Here is a 17,802-nt window from a genome sequence, read left to right on the forward strand (position 1 = left end):
TTTATACTTTTTAATCCTTAAAATCTTGATCCAACAATTAATAATAAACAATCAGCAATTCATCTACATAATATTTAACTTGCAGCAGAATGGGTGACTATAATTCACCTGTGGTATAAAGCATAAATTTTGAGCATGGCATTAGACCTTAACAACAAGGCTATATTGGTTACGGGCGGCACAGGCTCGTTTGGGAAGAAGTTCGTGGAGATGGTGTACCAGCGGTTTCCGAATGTGAAGCGACTGGTAATTTACTCGCGCGACGAATTGAAGCAGTTTGAGATGTCGCAGACTTTCCCGCATAGCAAGTATAACTCCATCCGCTATTTTATCGGGGATGTGCGCGATGCGGAGCGTTTCAAGCGTGCCTGTGAGGGTATCGACATTATTGTGCACGCCGCTGCCATGAAACAGGTGCCGGCCGCCGAGTACAACCCGATGGAGTGCATCAAGACCAACGTGCTGGGCGCCGAGAACATCATCAACGCTGCCCTTGACACTGGCGTGAAGGACGTGGTGGCGCTATCTACTGACAAGGCCGCTGCCCCGATTAACCTGTACGGTGCTACCAAGCTTTGCTCTGATAAATTGTTTGTGGCGGCCAACAACATGCGTGGCAAGCGCGACATTCGTTTCTCGGTGGTTCGCTACGGCAACGTGATCGGATCGAGGGGCTCTGTGGTGCCGTTCTTCTTGAAGAAACGCGAGGAAGGCGTGCTGCCGATCACCCACCCGGACATGACCCGCTTTAACATCTCCCTGGAGGAGGGCGTGGAGCTGGTGTTTCATGCGCTGGAGCACCATTGGGGCGGCGAGATCTTTGTTCCCAAGATTCCATCCTACCGCATAACAGACGTGGCCGAGGCCATCGGACCGAACTGCGAGCAGGAAATAGTGGGCATACGCCCAGGCGAGAAGCTGCACGAGGAGATGATCACTGAGACCGACTCGCTGAACACTGTGGAGCTGGACAAGTACTACGTTATACTTCCGTCAACCCCGATCTGGAGCACCGAGGAGTTCCTGAAGGCGCACAACGGCAAGATGACCGAGCTTGGCTTCAAGTATAACTCCGGTACCAACACCGAGTGGCTGACCGTGGAGCAGTTGCGCGAGCAGATCAAGCAGCACGTGGATAAACACTTTAGCGTTTAATTATTATTGATGAACTATGAATGATACATTGATTTCATTCATAGTCTCTAGTTACGAATTCATACTTCTGAACAAATGAACTCAGAACAGCAGCACCGCCCCATTCCCTACGGCCGCCAGCACATCACCGACGATGACATTGCGGCGGTAGTGGAAACCCTGCAATCGGATTTCCTGACACAAGGGCCGAAGGTATTTGAGTTTGAGCAGGCTTTCGCCGAGTACGTGGGAGCAAAGTATGCCGTGGCCTGCTCTAACGGCACAGCCGCGCTGCACCTGTGCACCATGGCTTTGGGCGTGAACAAAGAGTCGAGAGTCCTTACTACTCCAATCACCTTTGTGGCCTCTGCCAACTGCGTGCGCTACTGCGGCGGCACCGTAGAATTCACCGACATTGATCCTAAAACTGCACTTTTAGACATAAACAAGGTACGCCAGAAACTGGAGAGCAAAACTAAAGGCTACTACAGCGGCATCATCCCCGTGGACTTTGCCGGCAACCCGGTAAACCTGGAGGAATACCGCCAACTGGCCGACGAGCACGGGCTGTGGATTATTGAGGATGCCTGCCACGCACCCGGCGGCTACTTCACCGACAGCAAGGGCGAAAAGCAAATGTGCGGCAACGGCAGGTACGCTGATCTGGCTATTTTCTCCTTCCACCCGGTAAAGCACATTGCCACAGGTGAGGGCGGCATGGTAACTACTAACGACGAAAAGCTGTACCAGGAGCTGCTGAAGCTGCGCACCCATGGCATCACCCGCGACCCGAACCTGATGGAGGAGAACCACGGCGGCTGGTACATGGAGATGCAGGAGCTGGGCTACAATTACCGCATCCCGGACATGCTCTGCGCCTTGGGTATTTCGCAGCTGCAACGCGCAGAGGCTGGCCTTGCCCGCAGAAAAGGCATCGCCAAAGTATACGATAATGCTTTTGAGAATTACAATGGAATTACTGTCTTAGGCACCAGCCCAGAGGCATTGGATGCTGAAGGCACCGGCCACGCCTATCATTTATATGTTATTCAGGTAGCGGACCGCATTGGGCTGTACGACTACCTGCGCCGGCACAACATCTTCGCGCAGGTGCACTACATTCCTGCGCACCTGATGCCCTACTACCGCAACCTTGGTTACAAGCAAGGAGACTATCCGGAGGCCGAGGCTTACTACGCCGGCTGCCTGAGCCTGCCCATGTACCCCAGCCTGACGCAGGAGGAGCAGGAGTTCGTGATCGAGAAGGTTAAAGAGTTTGTGGGCTAGTGAGTGCCATCGCCATCATACCGGCCCGAGGCGGCAGCAAGCGCATCCCCAGGAAAAACATCAGGGACTTTCTGGGCAAACCTGTTATTGCCTACTCCATAGAGGCAGCGCTACAGTCAGGTTTGTTTGAGGAGGTGATGGTATCCACGGACGATGCGGAGATTGCCGAAGTTGCTGCGAAGTATGGCGCAAAGGTACCCTTTTTAAGATCTCCTAAAACTGCCGACGACTTTGCCACCACCGCAGCCGTACTCAACGAGGTACTGGAAAACTATAAAGCTGAGGGCAGGGTGTTTGCTATTGCCTGCTGCCTCTACCCCACGGCCCCGCTTGTGGGCAAGGCTGCCTTGGTAGCAGCTCATGAGAAGCTGACAGCAGATAACCTGGACACGGTGTTTCCGGTGGTAAAGTATAGCTACCCGATCTGGCGGAGCCTGAAAATGGAAAACGGCAAAGCTGTGATGAACTGGCCGGAGCACATGAGCAGTCGCTCACAAGATTTGCCAGCAGCCTATCACGACGCAGGGCAGTTTTACTGGTTCAGGGTAGACAGATTTCTGCAGCAGCAAAGCCTGTTTACACAAAACTCAGGAGCCGTAGAACTGGACGAGCTAGAGGTGCAGGACATCGATACCTTAACTGATTGGAAACTGGCCGAACTGAAGTACCAACTGCTAAACCCCTAAGGCAAATGACAAATAGAACACGCATCATTTTCAGAGCAGATGGCAACAGCCAGATCGGGCTGGGCCATGTGGTACGCTCGCTGGCACTGGCAGAAATGCTGCGCCACGACTTTGAGTGCGTGTTTGCCATTCAGGCCCCAAGTCAGGAGTTGCAGGAGCAGCTAAAGAAAAGCTGCGATGGAGTGATCATACTTCCGGTCTGTAACCACGACGAGGAGCGGTTTATACATGAACTTGATGCCTATATTGCCGAGGACGTGCTGGTGGTGCTGGACGGCTACAACTTCAGCACAGCCTATCAGCAAAGTATCAAACGCAAAGGCTGCCAGCTTTTCTGCATCGACGATATTTACGGCTATACTTTTGTAGCCGATGCCATACTTAACCAGGCTGGTGGCGTGAAAGCGGAAAAGTATAAAACGGCTGATTATACCAAACTTCTGCTGGGCCCAAAGTATGTCCTGCTCAGACCGCCCTTCTTAGAAGCTGCCAAAGCCGAGAGGTCTTTGCCGACCGGCGCTGTAAGCATGTTCCTGAACCTGGGCGGAGCAGACCCGCAAAACCATACACTGCAAATTGCAAAAGCCCTGAAGCAGGTACAGGGTATAGAGAAGGTAGAGGTTATTGTCGGCAGCGCCTACCAGCACCTGCCGGAATTGCAAACGTGGCTGCACCACAACCGAAAGTATAGCCTGCACCAGAACCTGAGTGCCGAAGAGATGTGCCAACTCATGCAGAGTTGTGCCATTGCCATCACCTCTGCCAGCGGCGTAGCATACGAGTATGCTTCTGTGGGTGGTTTGCTTTTCGTGCTCCAGACGGCGGATAACCAAGAGAGTCTTTATACTTTCCTGACGCAGAACGGCATTGCGCAAAAGTATGAGCAGATTGAACGAAGTATAAAAGCTGGTTTGCCCACTGCTTTTGAGCAGGCGGTAACAACGCAGCGCCAGTATTTCGACGGTAAGTCGGATGAAAGGCTAATGAAGGTTTTCTGTAACATGGCATTGGCAACAGGTATAACCATGCGCGAGGCCACCTCCAACGACCTGATGCTGCTCTTCGAATGGGCCAACGACCCGGAGGTGCGCAAAAATTCATTTAACCCGAATCCCATACTTCTGGAGAGCCACACCCGTTGGCTGCACACAAAACTGGAAGATAAGCAGGCAAAGCTTTATATTGCGGAGGCTGCCGGAGAGCCGGCTGCCCATATCCGGTTTGAGATTCTGAACGGCAAAGCCATTATCAGTTACCTGATCGGCTCCGGCTTCAGGGGCAAAGGCCTTGGGCACGTGATCCTGCAGAAGGGCGTTGCTAAGCTCCTGCAGCAAAAGCCGGAGCTTAAATTTGTGGAGGGACTGGTGCAGCAGGAGAACATGGCCTCGGTAAGAGCCTTCGAGAAAGCCGGCTTCAGCTACGGCACTCCGGATCCGAAATTCCCGCAGGCGCACCGTTTTGAGTTGCACCCGCAGAGCATTAATTAGATTTAAACATGATTCAGGAAATAAACATTGCGGGCCGATTGGTGGGCCCGGGTCACAGGCCATTTATTATTGCAGAGATGTCGGGCAACCACAACCACTCGTTGGAGCGTGCCCTGGCCATAGTGGATGCCGCCGCCGACGCCGGTGCCGACGCCATCAAACTGCAAACCTACACCGCCGACACCATGACACTGCCGGGTGCCTTCACCATCGAGGACGAGAACTCGCTGTGGAAGGGCCGGGAACTGTACGACCTCTACAAAGAAGCTTATACCCCGTGGGAGTGGCACCAGCCTATATTTGAAAGAGCCAGGGAGCGTGGCCTGATCGCCTTCTCTTCTCCTTTCGATGAGTCTGCGGTGGATTTTTTGGAAGAGCTAGGTGCGCCAGTACATAAAATTGCCTCCTTTGAGAACACTGACCACCCGCTGCTTCGCAAGGTGGCCGCTACCGGAAAGCCTGTGATCATGAGCACAGGAGCAGCTAAACTGACCGAACTGGACGAGGGCGTGCGCGTGCTGTGTGAGGCCGGATGCGAGCAGCTTATACTTTTAAAGTGTACCAGCACTTACCCCTCTACACCTGAAAACACAAACCTGGCGACCATCCCGCACATGCGTGAACTGTTCGGGGTACAAGTAGGCCTCTCGGACCATACCATGGGTGTGGGCGCCGCCGTGGCTGCCGTGGCGCTGGGTGCCACAGTAATCGAGAAGCACTTCACCCTGCTGAGAGCCGACGGAGGCGTGGACTCTGCCTTCTCGCTGGAGCCGCAGGAGCTGCAGGCTCTGGTATTAGAGTCTGAGCGGGCATGGCAGGCACTGGGCCATGTGCAGTACGGGGTGCAGCGGGCAGAGGAGAAAAGCCGCCTGTTCAAGCGCTCTGTCTATGCGGCCAAAGACATTGCCGCAGGTGAGGCCTTTACGAAAGAGAACATCCGCGTGATCCGCCCAGGGCTGGGGCTGGCGCCGAAGCACTTTGAGCAGTTGCTGGGGAAGCCTGCTTCCAAGGCCATAAAAGCCGGTACACCACTAAGCTGGGATATGGTGTAGCCCATGAAGAAATGGTATGCCATCTATAGTAACATACTTCACTTGCACTTTTCAGAGGGTTTCCTAAACCTTCCGGAAAGCGCCAAGGCTGCCGTTTCCCCTACCTCGCCTGTAAAGCGCCTGCTAAAAATGGCAGGTTATACTTTGGTGCGATTAATTGGTAATTTGTTTAAGCAGGTAGAGCAACCGGAAAAGCTACAGGGTAAAGTATGGCTTTATGTGGTAAGCCAGAATAACTACGACAGTTTATACTTTTTGAGAGAAGGCTTACCTAATGCCGTATTTGTAGCAGGCCAAAGCAAGGAAATCGGAAAGTATAACCAAACTGTAGCACGCATTTCGCTGCGCCGCAAAATTATTTACTACTATAAGTTCCTGCCTCTCTGCTTTGCTTTCCTAAAGTATAAAAACCGAAGCACCAAACGCCTTACAGATATACTTTTTGATGCCGTAGGGTTTTACGAAGTATACCTTGATAAACTGCAAAAGTATAAACCAACTGTCATTGTATTTGCAAACGACCATAACGCTGATGCACGTGCCATGCTGCTGGCTGCAAAGGCCTCAGGCGTTAAAACAGCCTACATTCAACATGCCAGTATAAGCCCGATCTTTCCTCCGCTGGAGTATGATTTAAATTTACTAGAAGGCCAGGACGCGCTGGAGAAGTACAAACAATGCGGTGCCATAACAGGCAGCGTAGAGTTAATAGGCATGCCCAAAGCAGATGCTTTTGTGAAGTATCGTAACCACAGTCAAAGTATAAAATTTATCGGTATTGGCTGTAATTTGATGGACGCTACCGAAGAGATTACGGCACTTGCGAGCCAGCTGGCTGGTGATTTCCCGGAGATTACAGTTATAGTTCGTCCGCACCCTCGCGACAGTCGAAATTTCGAAAGGTTACTTCACTCCTACCCTAATCTTAAGTTATCTAACAGCAGGCAAGTACCTACTTTTGACTTTCTGAAAGAACTGGATGTTTTGCTCAGCGGAAATTCGGGTATTCACCTGGAGGCGGCGCTTCTAAATATTTGGTCTATCTACTTTAACATGAACCGATCTGAGGAGCTGCACGATTACTACGGTTTTATAAGTAAGGGATTAGTTAATGAGGCTACTTCTTACCCAAAGCTACACGACATGCTGCTGCAGCACCTCCACGATAAGCCTGAAGTGTATAAACGTGCCCAGTACTTTAATGCCACCGTTGGCACTCCTTACGATGGCAGAAGCAGTGAATTGGCATTACAGCACCTAAAAGAATTCATCTTAAAATAGCATGTAACGCATATTTTACTCAATCCCAGCTTCTCTGCTCAAAAAATTTAGTTACCTAAGAAAATCTATCTTCAACATTTGCGTTAAAACCAAGGTTGGTATGCTTGGTGTATGCCTACCGGTTAAAACTATTATCATTCATATTAGCTACTCGTAAGTATTATTATGAGCTGGCCTGATTACTGAAGAAAATTGTACCAACTAGATTACATCCTCAAACATTTTCACCTTCTCTTTCCGAAGGCTAAAGATTTGCCTGTCCATTACGACACGGCAGAAGACATAGTTCACAAAAGCCGGGTAAGTATAAAAAAGTATGCCGGCGGCTTTTTTGAGCAGAAAAGGCCACGTCCACAGCAAATAGTATGGCGCGACTGGAAAGGCGTGCAAATCCCTTTTTTCTTTGATGCCGATAACGAGCAGGAATTGGTAACGCACCACGACAACGGTACCGCTAGTATAAATTATGATATTATTGCTTCTGCTTTTTACCTGTTAAGTGGCTGGCAGGAATACTATGGCCCTGAACGTGACAAATTCAGACGGTATACTTACAAGGCTAGTGTTCAGTCAAAGTATAATTTCATTACAAAGCCGGTTGTTAACTACTACTTCGATATTCTTAAGTCGGTGCTGGAGCGTGTTCACAAAGTTGATTTAAGTTATGATTTTTGGGGAAGCCAACCGTTTGCCACCTGCCTTACCAGCGACATTGACCGCCTGAACAGCGCTTGGCGCGCCGCCGGAAAACAAGCTTTTAAAGCAACAGAGTTTAAAAATGTGGCTGCCTTACTTGCCAAAAAAGCAGTGGGCAAGGATGCCTGGAACAATGTTGCAGAAGTAACAGCAGTATCAGAAAAGTATGGTGCAAAAGCAACGTTATTCTTCCTGCCAAGTAACCAGTTCTACAACGGCTACCCCAATGCAGATTACGATGTAACCAAGCCGCGTTACCAAAAGCTTATTTCTGCTATAGCCGAAACAGAACATGAAGTGGCCTTACACGGTAGTTTTGGCACCTCCAACGATTTGGTGCAGCTAAAGGCAGACCAGCGTAAATTACCCGTGCCTGTTAAGGGCAATCGCTTTCATTACCTCTGCTACCAACCCGAAAATACGGAGCAGGTGCTGCAACAAAGTAAATTGGAATACGATGCCAGCCTTGGCTTTTCTGAACACTTAGGTTTCCGTAACTCTTTCTGCCACCCCTTCTTCCCTTTCGACTTTAACAAACGTAAAGCTGCCGACTTTGTGGAGCTACCGCTTATACTCATGGATACCACTCTTTATAGTATAAACTACATGGACGTAAAATCTGATAAGGCAATGGAAGTTATACTGCCTGTTATTGAGGAGGTAATCAGATTTGGTGGACTGTTTACATTGCTGTGGCACAACGAGAACTTCTCGTCTTACTCAGAATACCCAGTAGAAAAAGGAGCGCCAACCTGGCGACAGGTGCTGGAGCAGATATTGGCAAAGCTTCGAAGCGAAGGTACCGCTTTCCTGACTTGTGCAGAGGCTGCGAGCAGTATTAGAGAAGTAGAAAGTTAGCAAGTTTGGAAGTAAATTTTTAGTAAAGTGGACGATCTCATTATAGATAATTAATTTTCTAAATAGGTCTGATTGCGTTCGTTACAATACTTAAGTATAAACTTTTACCTCATAACTCTAAACTTTTAACTTACTTGCGGTTTCCAACTGTAGCCAATGAGTAAAACCTTACAGCGCGAAGGCATCTGGAACACCGTTATCTCCTATGCCGGAATTATTATCGGGTATGTAAACACCATCCTGCTTTTCCCGAACTTCCTAAACGAGGATGAGGTAGGCCTTACGCGTTTGCTCATTTCAATATCGATGATGTTTGCGCAGTTCTCGGCCCTTGGGTTCGTAAACATGAGCGTACGCTATTTCCCATATTTTAGGAACAAAGATCAGAAGCACCATGGTTTTCTTTTCCTGCTGCTGTCGGTGCCCATGATAGGCTTTGCGGTAGTATCAGGACTCTTCCTGCTGTTTAAGCCTGTCGTAATGAATTATTACGACGACCCAGGTTCACGGCTGCTAATAGATTACTACTACTATATTATCCCGCTTTCGCTGTTTACGCTGCTGTTTAATTTATTTACGGCATACTTACGATCGCTTTTTAAAACGATTGTCTCCTCTTTTGTGCAGGATTTCCTGCTCAGGATTCTCACTACTCTACTTATCTCCGTTTATGCGCTGGGTTGGATGGACTTTCACCAGTTCGTACAGCTATACATTGGCATAAACTCTGCAATTGCGCTGGTGCTGGTGGTGTATACTTTGTGGCTGAAGCAGCTGTTTATACTTCCAAGCTGGTCTGGGCTAAAGATGATACCATTGCGCGAAATGCTATACTATGGCTTCTTCACGTTTTTGGGTAATATATCGGTTACCATTATCACCACCGTAGACCAGGTAATGATCGGCTCCTACAGCCTCAGCGACAACGGTATTTATACCACGGCTTTCTTCATGACAAGTGCCATCATGATTCCGGCACGCTCCATATTTAAGATTGCTTTTCCGCAGGTGGCCGAGTATTGGAAAGAGCAGAACATGGTAAAGATGGAGAAGCTGTACAAGCAGATCACTGTCATAAACATGATTGTAGGCTTGCTGCTGTTCGTGGGGATTTGGGCTAATATTGATAACCTATTCTCTTTTATGCCGGAAACTTATCGGGCAGGAAAGTACGTGGTGCTTTTCTTGTCGATGGCTCGTATCGTAGACCTGGCAACCGGCATTAACGGCATTATACTGGCAACCTCCGAGAAGTATAGATGGGATCTGTTGTTTAACATTGTGCTGGCCATACTTACCATCTGGACAAACTATTACTTTATACCGCTATATGGTATAAATGGCGCTGCCTTGGCCTCCATGATTTCTTATGCTACGATCAACCTGGCGAGGCTTTTCTTTGTGCAGTACATTTACAAGATGCAGCCCTTTGCGTGGAGTTCATTAACTATAACCATTATTGCCGGTGTGGCACTAGGTGCTTCGTATTTGCTGCCGTACCTCGGCAATGCGATTTTAGATATACTTGTACGTTCAGCTATGATAACAGCAATATACGGTGGGCTTATGATTGGGCTAAAAGTATACCCTGAAATGAATGAGTGGCTGAAAAAGATCGTGTTTAGCGTAACCGGTTGGAAATTATAAATGTACAGCTGTAGCTTTTAACTCATACATTCGCTCAATCATTTCTACTACTTTAAGTCCATCTTGTGCATTGGTAGTGGCGGTTGTCTGCCGGCGAAGCGTTGCAATTACATTCTCGAAAACAAACTGGTGGTTAGCTGCGCTTCCAGTATAGTTGCCATAGTTATTAGCAGGGAGGCAAGGTTTTAACTCAGGCAAAGTATAGTTGCGAATATCGCAGTACTCTACGCTGTTCATGTACTGCCCGCCAACTTTTATATTTCCGTTTTCAGCAATAATCGTGATGCTGCTCTCCAGGTTTTGAGAGTGCACCGCTGTCGTAAAGTTAAATGTGCAAAAACCGCCTTGCTCAAACTCGAACTGCAGATAACCGCTGTCCTCAAAATCAGTTAAGCCAATGTGGTTAAAGTTTTTGAACTGCCCACTTATATTTTGAATGTCGCCAAAAAGCCAGTACAGCATATCAACAAAATGGCTGAACTGTGTAAACAAGGTGCCGCCATCTTTTGCAGCCACACCACGCCAGCCGCCAGGTATATAGTAACGTTCGTCGCGGTTCCAAAAACAGTTTACCTGCACATGGTATACCTGCCCTAGCACCTTGCTCTGCACCACCTCTTTCAGCCACACAGCCGGCGGACTGTAACGGTTCTGCATCACACAAAAGATAAGGCGTTCAGCTGTCTCTGCAGCGGCTATCATTTGGTGGCAATGCGCTGCCTCCAAAGCCATGGGCTTTTCGCAGACTACATGCATTCCATGTTTAAGTGCGGTTAAGGTATTTGGGTGATGCAGGTAATTGGGCGTACAAACACAAAGCACATCAGCCTCCACCCCAGAAAGTATAAAATCTTCTAAGTTTGCGAACCTGGGCACGCCGACAAAGTCATCTTCCTGAGCAAAATCAGATCGGTTATCAATCAGAGAGACTAAGTCAGCATCCGGGTTCTGGGAAATAAGCTGCGCATGGCGGCGGCCAATATGGCCCACCCCTAGTACTGCAAACCTAATTTTTGGCGTAGAGGTTTTATCCATGGCTCTTCATAAAGTCCAACACATGCTGACAGATGTAGGTTAACTGATCCTCCTTCAGTTCTGAATGCATGGGTAAAGAAAGTACACTCTTGCTTAGCAGCTCAGATACAGGAAAATCACCGGCGTTATAACCCAAATACGCATACGCCTCCTGAAGGTGCAATGGCTCCGGGTAATAAATCATACTAGGTATATGGTTGTCGCGGAGATGGTTTTTCAAGGCATCCCTAAGCTCAGGAGCTACCGTTATAGTATACTGGTGGTATACATGAGAACTATCTGCTGACAGGTGCGGCGCTTGTATGGAAACAGTTTCAGCAAAGGCGTTATTATAGAAGCGTGCAATCTCCTGCCGGGCAGCGTTATACTCATCTACATATTTTATCTTCACGTCCAGCATAGCAGCCTGCAAGGTATCCAGTCTTGAGTTTACTCCTACAGTTGAGAATTTATACTTTTCACTCTGTCCGTGGTTTGCAATTTTCTGGATCACTGCAGCCAGTTTATCATCATTGGTGAACACTGCACCGCCGTCTCCCATTCCGCCTAAAGGCTTAGATGGGAAGAACGAGGTTGTACCAATATGGCCTATTGTTCCTAGCATCACCTCGTGCTCATCAGGCTGCACATACACTGCCCCCAGCGACTGTGCATTATCCTCAATTACATATAAATTATACTCATGCGCGATTTGCATGATTTCGTGCATAGCGGCACCTTGGCCAAAAAGATGCACCGGAATAACTGCTGCCGTGGCTGGAGTAATCATTCTTTTAACCGAAGCCGGATCAATGGTAAACGTATCTGGCAACACATCAGCAAACACCGGTTTCAAGCCCAATAATGCTACAACCTCTGCCCCAGAAACATAATTAAAAGACGGCACAATAACTTCAGCGCCAGCTGGCAGCTGCAGGGCCATCAAAGCTATCTGCAGCGCATCGGTACCATTGGCGCAAGGTATAGCGTGGCGCACCTGCAAGTAATTTTCTAAGCTGCGTGCAAAGTTTGCTACCTGTGGCCCATTAATAAATTCCATACTTTCCATCACGGCACTAAAAGCGGCATCAAGCTCTGGCTTAAGCTTGGCATACTGCGCTTTCAGGTCAACCATCTTTATATCTTCCATGCTGGCTTATTTACAGGTTAAATTAAGCAAAGATAAGTAAAGCTGGAAATTTGTAGTGGTAGTTTGCTTACTTAACAGCTATTAAAATGTTAGTAGTGTATTTACTGCTGCTACGTTGATACTTACAGGCCAACAAATACATTAGTAAAAGCACGAACATTTACTGATTGGAGCGATTGCCTTAATTTAGCTTACAGAAAAGGTAAAGCCTGTATAGATCAAATAGAAGCACGCTGCCGTAACCTGCTGTTAAGGCTTTTAGCACATGCTTTTCAGAAGCTCCAAAAGTTAGCGTAAACAAATTGGCAACCCTCATTCGCTTTAACAGAAAAGCACATTTAACAAGGTTGATGTTGTGCATTGGGTAGTGCTGGTTAAGCACTTTCAGCATTTGTATAGCCTCAGAGGTTTGCTTGATATAGTGTTCATTGGTTTCCAGCTGAGTATGCATTACCGGGTTATAAAGGTGTAAAACACGAATCCCGTTTTTCTGCAATATTAACCCTAGCAAGGTATCCTCGTGGCCGTATTTCGTTACAACTTCTGGCACGGGGTGGGCGTGCAGCACCTCTTTCTTTATGAACACATTTTTTAAAAAGAAAGATTTATAAGGATCTTTGTTGCGTTTACTATAACACAATGCCTCCCTTTTCTGTCCGTATTTCCATCTAAGTCTATACTGTGCAGGAGGAGGTACATCTGCGTAAATCATTCCTCCGATTATCACATCAGATTTGTGAGCAGCATCTAAGTAATTTTTAACAAAATTTGGAGACACCGGCAGGCAGTCATTGTCCATCATGAGCAAGTGGCTATACTTTGCATTAGCTGCCAGTTTATTGCGGATGGCGGCACGGCCAATATTTTGGGGTAGCTCAAAATAAACTACTCCTTCTTGCTTTGCCAGCGGCCGGTTTATGATTTTAATACCTTCCTCAGACCCATCATCATACAGCAGGATTTCGTAACGTATGGCAAGCCGCTTGCACTGTGCAAGAAGCGTATATACCATTGCCGTCACATCCTGGTTAAAAACAGGAATGAGTATAGATACCTCAGTAACCATTCGTTAAAGTGAATTGCTCAACTTTAGAATCAAGTACTTTCCCGTTCTCGCACTTTAGTACGCGTTTCGGGTATCTGTTTATGATTTCGTAATTATGGGTAGCCATCAAAATGGCAGTACCGCTGTTATTAATTTCTTCAAACAGCTTCATGATACCATCGGCTACCATTGGGTCAAGGTTACCGGTTGGCTCATCGGCAAAAAGTATAACTGGTTCGTTTAGCAGCGCCCTTGCAATTACAATTCGCTGTTGCTCACCTCCTGATAACTGGTGAGGCATCTTATTGGCAGCAGCATCTAATCCTACACGCATTAAAACTTCAGAAATGCGTTGCTTAATTTTAGATTTGTCTTTCCAGCCAGTTGCACGCAATACAAAAGACAGGTTCTCTGCAACTGTCCTATCGAACAAGAGCTGGAAATCCTGGAAAATAATACCGATTTTACGACGAAGATAGGGTACTTGTTTTAATGGCAGCTTCGAAATATTAAAATCTGCCACTGAAGCTGTACCTGTCAATAGAGGTAGGTCAGCATAGAGGGTTTTGAGTAAAGAACTCTTTCCACTTCCTGTGCGCCCAACTAAGTATACAAACTCTCCTTTATCAATATCAAAACTGACATTGCTAAGAACAGTATTAACATCCTGATATACGGCAACCTCGCGAAGCGAAACCACAGTAGAAGTAGAAAAACTCATATAAGGGTTAAATATCTAATTTCTGCAGTTTACCAAACTCCAATGATTCGATAAGTGCAGCAAGCGCCTCCTCTTTTCCATCCAGGCCATAACGGTCCAGGTTTTTAAGGGGTCTGTCAGCTCTAAAATAGGCAATTAAGACAAAATTATCATCCCGAAGTTGGATATAATCCGGAATTTTTGCCTTGCCTTTGACTTTGATGATGTACATGAGGTGAATTACGAATTATGAATTATGAATTACGAATTAGGAGTGCTAAGAAAATAAATACTCCGGAAGCTACCCCTAATTCGTAATTCGTAACTCGTAATTAACTTATTTGTTTCCTTTTGCGTGGTCAGCAAGGAACTGCTCCAGTCCGCTATCAGTTAGCGGATGCTTTAGCAGGCCAGTGATCACTTTTAGCGGACATGTTACAACATCAGCTCCAAGTTCTGCGCACTGCACCAAATGCATTACGTGGCGAACAGAGGCTGCTAATACCTGTGTCTGGTAACCGTAGTTTCCGTAGATGTGAACGATCTGCTCGATCAACTGCAAACCATCTGTAGACACATCATCCAGACGGCCAATGAACGGAGATACATATGTAGCACCTGCCTTAGCTGCTAATAATGCCTGGCCAGCTGAGAATACCAGTGTACAGTTTGTCTTGATACCTTTTTCACTAAAATAACGGATGGCTTTTACGCCGTCGCGGATCATAGGCACTTTTACAACGATGTTCGGGTGCAGTTCAGCAAGAATCTCGCCTTCGCGTACAATGCCCTCAAAGTCAGTTGCAATTACCTCAGCGCTGATGTCGCCGTCTACGATCTCGCAGATTTGCTTGTAGTGCGCCATCACATTGTCGTGGCCGAAGATGCCTTCCTTTGCCATTAATGATGGGTTAGTTGTAACGCCATCTAATACGCCAAGATCGTGCGCTTCCTGAATTTCCTGCAGGTTTGCAGTATCGATAAAGAATTTCATAATGCTGAAGTGTGGTGGATTATACCTACAAATCTAACGCATTAATCTAGAATCCGGAAAGTAATAGTGTGAAATTTGGGAATTGAGGTGGCCCGTTGGGGTATGGGCAAAAAAAAGTGGCAAACCGACATCGCGCCGCTACGACCGCCTACCCTTGCTACCTTCCGGTCCTGGGGGAGTTCAGCAGGAGCTGGCCGTGCCGATTTGCCGTTACAAAAGTACGAAGTTTTTATTTCAAAGCAAATGGCTTACAGGATAAAGTTTGGTTTTTGACTGAATTCGCTGGTTTGTTGTTGATGGTCAGCGGGAAAAAGATTTTTGACCGGTGATTAAGGGGATCGAAGTGATTTATGGGATTAGATGAATGACGGGTTTAATTATTCTAGCTCCACCCTTCTGCTGTTCCGGACTTCCTTGTCCGGGACCTATCTGCCGGGGACATCCTTGTCCCCCTATCTGCAGCGCCGGACTGCTTCACTTCCACTATCTCCTGCCGCGAGATTCCATTTTGTGGCTAAGTATGGGGCAAGCTTTCAGCTTGCAGAAGTATAATTTTCTCCTTCACTGTCATTTTGTAAGGATTTTGGTAAAAGGGAGGTGAAGCAATGGCTATGAAAAGGAAATATTTCTGAGTAGAAGCTTATCTGTGTGTAGCCAGCTTTTCGCCTCGCCGGCTGGGCCTCACTTTTCTCCTTGATGAGAAAAGTAAGCAAAAGAATCAAGACGCTCCAAACTCGCTGAACGCTCGAACAGTGGACCGTCATTTATGCACCTGGCCAAAGCCGTCGTTTTATAGCATCAACAGTAATTTATACTTTGTCTCCTTCGCAACGGCCGCTAGCTAAGAAGTTTCGATCCCAGTCCTTGGGTTGAGCGCCTCGAGAGGTTCCGGTGACGAGCTTCAGCGAGGCATTGCGACGCAGGAGCAAAGGAAGCGAAAGCAGCGCGATGCCCGAGGACGAGGCCTTGCGGCCTTGAGCACACCAAAGCCAGAGATGAAACAAGACACAAGTAAGACTGAGCAATAAAGTCAGCTCGATAAAATAGCAAGAAGTTTAGTCATGTAAGAATATGAGACACAGCAGCTCGACAGGAAGGTCAAAGTATAAGTATAAAATACCCCTGCTACTCTATCTCCAACCACCAATTCAATCAAAAAACAGAATCTGTTGGCAATTACTATAAAACAGCCTTACCTTTGCGCATGCCAGAAAAAATTCTCATCCTCGACTTTGGCTCCCAATACACCCAGCTAATTGCCAGAAGGGTGCGCGAGCTAAACGTATATTGCGAAATATACCCCTACAATAATGTTCCAGCCTTAACCGAAGACGTGAAAGGCGTTATCTTTTCAGGTAGCCCTTGCTCGGTGCGCGACCAGGAACACCCCACCATCGACTTGAACCAGTACCTTGGTAAGGCTCCTGTACTTGGCGTATGCTATGGTGCACAGCTTATGGCACAGGAATTAGGCGGTGAAGTTACCCCATCTACCATTCGTGAGTATGGCCGTGCACGTATCAGCGAACTTCACAACCACGATAGGCTGCTGAAAGAACTTACTTTAGGCTCGGTAGTATGGATGTCGCATGGTGATACCATTAAAGAAATACCAGATAATATCGAGGTTATTGCCAGCACAGAAAGCGTACGCGTTGCTGCCTATAAACTCCGCGATCAGGAAACCTACGGCATTCAGTTTCATCCGGAGGTAACCCACTCTGAAGAAGGTAAGACACTGCTTCGTAACTTTGTGGTGCATATCTGCGGTTGCCAGCAAGACTGGACCTCTGAGCAGTTTATAGATGCCACTGTGGCCGACCTGCAGCAACAACTAGGTAACGATAAGGTAGTACTTGGCCTGTCTGGAGGTGTGGATTCCAGCGTGGCTGCCATGCTAATTCACGAGGCTATTGGCAAAAACCTGTACTGCATTTTTGTGGACAACGGTTTACTGCGCAAAGGAGAGTTCGAGCAGGTACTGGACTCTTACCAGCACATGGGCCTGAATGTGAAAGGTGTAGATGCAAAAGACAAGTTTTATACTGCCCTGGCAGGTTTAAAAGACCCGGAGCAGAAACGCAAGGCCATCGGCAGAGTATTTATTGAGGTGTTTGATGAAGAGTCCCACAAAATAGAGGATGTGAAGTGGCTGGCTCAGGGCACCATCTACCCCGATGTAATCGAATCGATGAGCGTGAAAGGCCCGTCTGCTACTATAAAGTCGCACCATAACGTGGGTGGGTTGCCAGACTTTATGAAACTTAAAGTGGTGGAGCCGCTGAAGACATTATTTAAAGACGAAGTTCGTTTGGTAGGTAAAGCACTTAAAATTGATGATGCCATACTTGGCCGCCATCCTTTCCCGGGCCCGGGCCTTGCCATACGTATACTTAGCGACGTTACACCTGAAAAAGTGCACATATTGCAGCAGGTAGACCACATCTTTATCAGCAACCTGAAAAAAGATGGCTTGTATGATGAAGTATGGCAGGCTGGAGCTATACTCACGCCGGTACAATCGGTGGGTGTGATGGGTGATGAGCGCACATACGAAAATGTGGTAGCTCTTCGTGCCGTTACAAGTATAGATGGTATGACAGCGGACTGGAGCAGATTGCCGTATGAATTCTTGGCAGATGTGTCGAATGAGATCATCAACAAAGTAAAAGGCGTTAACCGCGTAGTTTACGACATAAGCTCAAAACCACCGGCAACTATTGAGTGGGAATAAGTATAAATGAGTGAATTTTAAATGAGTGATTGAGTGA

16 protein-coding genes and 1 other RNA gene are annotated in these 17,802 nt (G+C 47.4%); 10 read left to right on the top strand and 7 right to left on the bottom strand.

Annotated elements, in window-relative coordinates; translation table 11 throughout:
• Positions 1-135: 135 nt before the first annotated feature.
• The 8 genes from pseB to WG943_RS11730 all read left to right on the top strand — a co-directional run bounded on the left by pseB (position 136) and on the right by WG943_RS11730 (position 10,128).
• Positions 136-1,155 (top strand): UDP-N-acetylglucosamine 4,6-dehydratase (inverting), encoded by a 1,020-nt coding sequence (gene pseB / locus WG943_RS11695; RefSeq protein WP_340409165.1) that lies wholly within the window; start codon positions 136-138, stop codon positions 1,153-1,155.
• A 75-nt stretch (positions 1,156-1,230) separates the two neighbouring features.
• A complete protein-coding gene (gene pseC, locus WG943_RS11700) occupies positions 1,231-2,421 on the top strand; it encodes a UDP-4-amino-4,6-dideoxy-N-acetyl-beta-L-altrosamine transaminase (protein ID WP_340409167.1) in 1,191 nt (396 codons plus the stop codon).
• On the top strand, positions 2,421-3,107 hold the full coding sequence (gene pseF / locus WG943_RS11705) for a pseudaminic acid cytidylyltransferase (protein WP_340409168.1): 687 nt from the start codon (positions 2,421-2,423) through the stop codon (positions 3,105-3,107). The genes pseC and pseF overlap by 1 nt, the downstream gene beginning before the upstream one ends.
• Positions 3,108-3,112: 5 nt before the next feature.
• A complete protein-coding gene (pseG, locus tag WG943_RS11710; RefSeq protein ID WP_340409170.1) occupies positions 3,113-4,594 on the top strand; it encodes a UDP-2,4-diacetamido-2,4,6-trideoxy-beta-L-altropyranose hydrolase in 1,482 nt (493 codons plus the stop codon).
• An 8-nt stretch (positions 4,595-4,602) separates the two neighbouring features.
• Positions 4,603-5,646, top strand: a complete 1,044-nt coding sequence (pseI, locus tag WG943_RS11715; RefSeq protein WP_340409171.1) for a pseudaminic acid synthase — start codon at positions 4,603-4,605, stop codon at positions 5,644-5,646.
• A 3-nt stretch (positions 5,647-5,649) separates the two neighbouring features.
• Entirely contained in the window at positions 5,650-6,927 is a 1,278-nt protein-coding gene (locus WG943_RS11720) for a hypothetical protein (protein WP_340409172.1), read from the top strand.
• Between the two features lie 252 nt (positions 6,928-7,179).
• Positions 7,180-8,481, top strand: a complete 1,302-nt coding sequence (locus WG943_RS11725) for a polysaccharide deacetylase family protein (protein ID WP_340409174.1) — start codon at positions 7,180-7,182, stop codon at positions 8,479-8,481.
• A 156-nt stretch (positions 8,482-8,637) separates the two neighbouring features.
• On the top strand, positions 8,638-10,128 hold the full coding sequence (locus WG943_RS11730; protein ID WP_340409175.1) for a lipopolysaccharide biosynthesis protein: 1,491 nt from the start codon (positions 8,638-8,640) through the stop codon (positions 10,126-10,128).
• Here WG943_RS11730 and WG943_RS11735 read toward each other — a convergent pair.
• From WG943_RS11735 to ffs, 7 genes are all read right to left on the bottom strand, one after another.
• The gene (locus WG943_RS11735) at positions 10,123-11,163 is read right to left on the bottom strand and encodes a Gfo/Idh/MocA family protein (protein ID WP_340409176.1); all 1,041 of its coding nucleotides are present in this window, start codon (positions 11,161-11,163) and stop codon (positions 10,123-10,125) included. The genes WG943_RS11730 and WG943_RS11735 overlap by 6 nt on opposite strands.
• Entirely contained in the window at positions 11,156-12,292 is a 1,137-nt protein-coding gene (locus tag WG943_RS11740) for a DegT/DnrJ/EryC1/StrS family aminotransferase (RefSeq protein ID WP_340409177.1), read from the bottom strand. Before WG943_RS11740 ends, WG943_RS11735 begins: the two co-directional genes overlap by 8 nt.
• A gap of 181 nt (positions 12,293-12,473) precedes the next feature.
• A complete protein-coding gene (locus WG943_RS11745) occupies positions 12,474-13,358 on the bottom strand; it encodes a glycosyltransferase (protein ID WP_340409178.1) in 885 nt (294 codons plus the stop codon).
• The gene (locus WG943_RS11750) at positions 13,348-14,058 is read right to left on the bottom strand and encodes a cell division ATP-binding protein FtsE (RefSeq protein ID WP_340409180.1); all 711 of its coding nucleotides are present in this window, start codon (positions 14,056-14,058) and stop codon (positions 13,348-13,350) included. The genes WG943_RS11745 and WG943_RS11750 overlap by 11 nt, the downstream gene beginning before the upstream one ends.
• 7 nt (positions 14,059-14,065) lie before the next feature.
• Complete coding sequence (locus WG943_RS11755; protein ID WP_340409181.1) at positions 14,066-14,269, bottom strand: fructose-6-phosphate aldolase; 204 nt, start codon at positions 14,267-14,269, stop codon at positions 14,066-14,068.
• Positions 14,270-14,374: 105 nt separating this feature from the next.
• Positions 14,375-15,031, bottom strand: a complete 657-nt coding sequence (gene fsa, locus WG943_RS11760; protein WP_340409183.1) for a fructose-6-phosphate aldolase — start codon at positions 15,029-15,031, stop codon at positions 14,375-14,377.
• Between the two features lie 113 nt (positions 15,032-15,144).
• An RNA gene (gene ffs, locus WG943_RS11765) (signal recognition particle sRNA small type) lies at positions 15,145-15,242 on the bottom strand.
• A 658-nt stretch (positions 15,243-15,900) separates the two neighbouring features.
• On the opposite strand from ffs, the gene WG943_RS11770 reads away from it, so the two are divergent.
• Positions 15,901-16,059, top strand: coding sequence for a hypothetical protein (locus WG943_RS11770; protein ID WP_340409185.1), 159 nt, complete (start codon positions 15,901-15,903; stop codon positions 16,057-16,059).
• Between the two features lie 176 nt (positions 16,060-16,235).
• Positions 16,236-17,765 (top strand): glutamine-hydrolyzing GMP synthase, encoded by a 1,530-nt coding sequence (gene guaA / locus WG943_RS11775; RefSeq protein WP_340409187.1) that lies wholly within the window; start codon positions 16,236-16,238, stop codon positions 17,763-17,765.
• Positions 17,766-17,802: the final 37 nt, after the last annotated feature.

The organism is Pontibacter sp. H249, from assembly GCF_037892465.1.
Taxonomy (GTDB): domain Bacteria; phylum Bacteroidota; class Bacteroidia; order Cytophagales; family Hymenobacteraceae; genus Pontibacter.

Coding starts and splice junctions, on each gene's coding strand:
- WG943_RS11745 (WP_340409178.1), bottom strand. CDS start 13,358: ATGGTTACTGAGGTATCTATACTCATTCCTGTTTTTAACCAGGATGTG.
- WG943_RS11735 (WP_340409176.1), bottom strand. CDS start 11,163: ATGGATAAAACCTCTACGCCAAAAATTAGGTTTGCAGTACTAGGGGTG.
- WG943_RS11750 (WP_340409180.1), bottom strand. CDS start 14,058: ATGAGTTTTTCTACTTCTACTGTGGTTTCGCTTCGCGAGGTTGCCGTA.
- pseC (WP_340409167.1), top strand. CDS start 1,231: ATGAACTCAGAACAGCAGCACCGCCCCATTCCCTACGGCCGCCAGCAC.
- WG943_RS11720 (WP_340409172.1), top strand. CDS start 5,650: ATGAAGAAATGGTATGCCATCTATAGTAACATACTTCACTTGCACTTT.
- WG943_RS11755 (WP_340409181.1), bottom strand. CDS start 14,269: ATGTACATCATCAAAGTCAAAGGCAAGGCAAAAATTCCGGATTATATC.
- pseG (WP_340409170.1), top strand. CDS start 3,113: ATGACAAATAGAACACGCATCATTTTCAGAGCAGATGGCAACAGCCAG.
- pseB (WP_340409165.1), top strand. CDS start 136: ATGGCATTAGACCTTAACAACAAGGCTATATTGGTTACGGGCGGCACA.
- WG943_RS11730 (WP_340409175.1), top strand. CDS start 8,638: ATGAGTAAAACCTTACAGCGCGAAGGCATCTGGAACACCGTTATCTCC.
- fsa (WP_340409183.1), bottom strand. CDS start 15,031: ATGAAATTCTTTATCGATACTGCAAACCTGCAGGAAATTCAGGAAGCG.
- guaA (WP_340409187.1), top strand. CDS start 16,236: ATGCCAGAAAAAATTCTCATCCTCGACTTTGGCTCCCAATACACCCAG.
- WG943_RS11740 (WP_340409177.1), bottom strand. CDS start 12,292: ATGGAAGATATAAAGATGGTTGACCTGAAAGCGCAGTATGCCAAGCTT.
- pseI (WP_340409171.1), top strand. CDS start 4,603: ATGATTCAGGAAATAAACATTGCGGGCCGATTGGTGGGCCCGGGTCAC.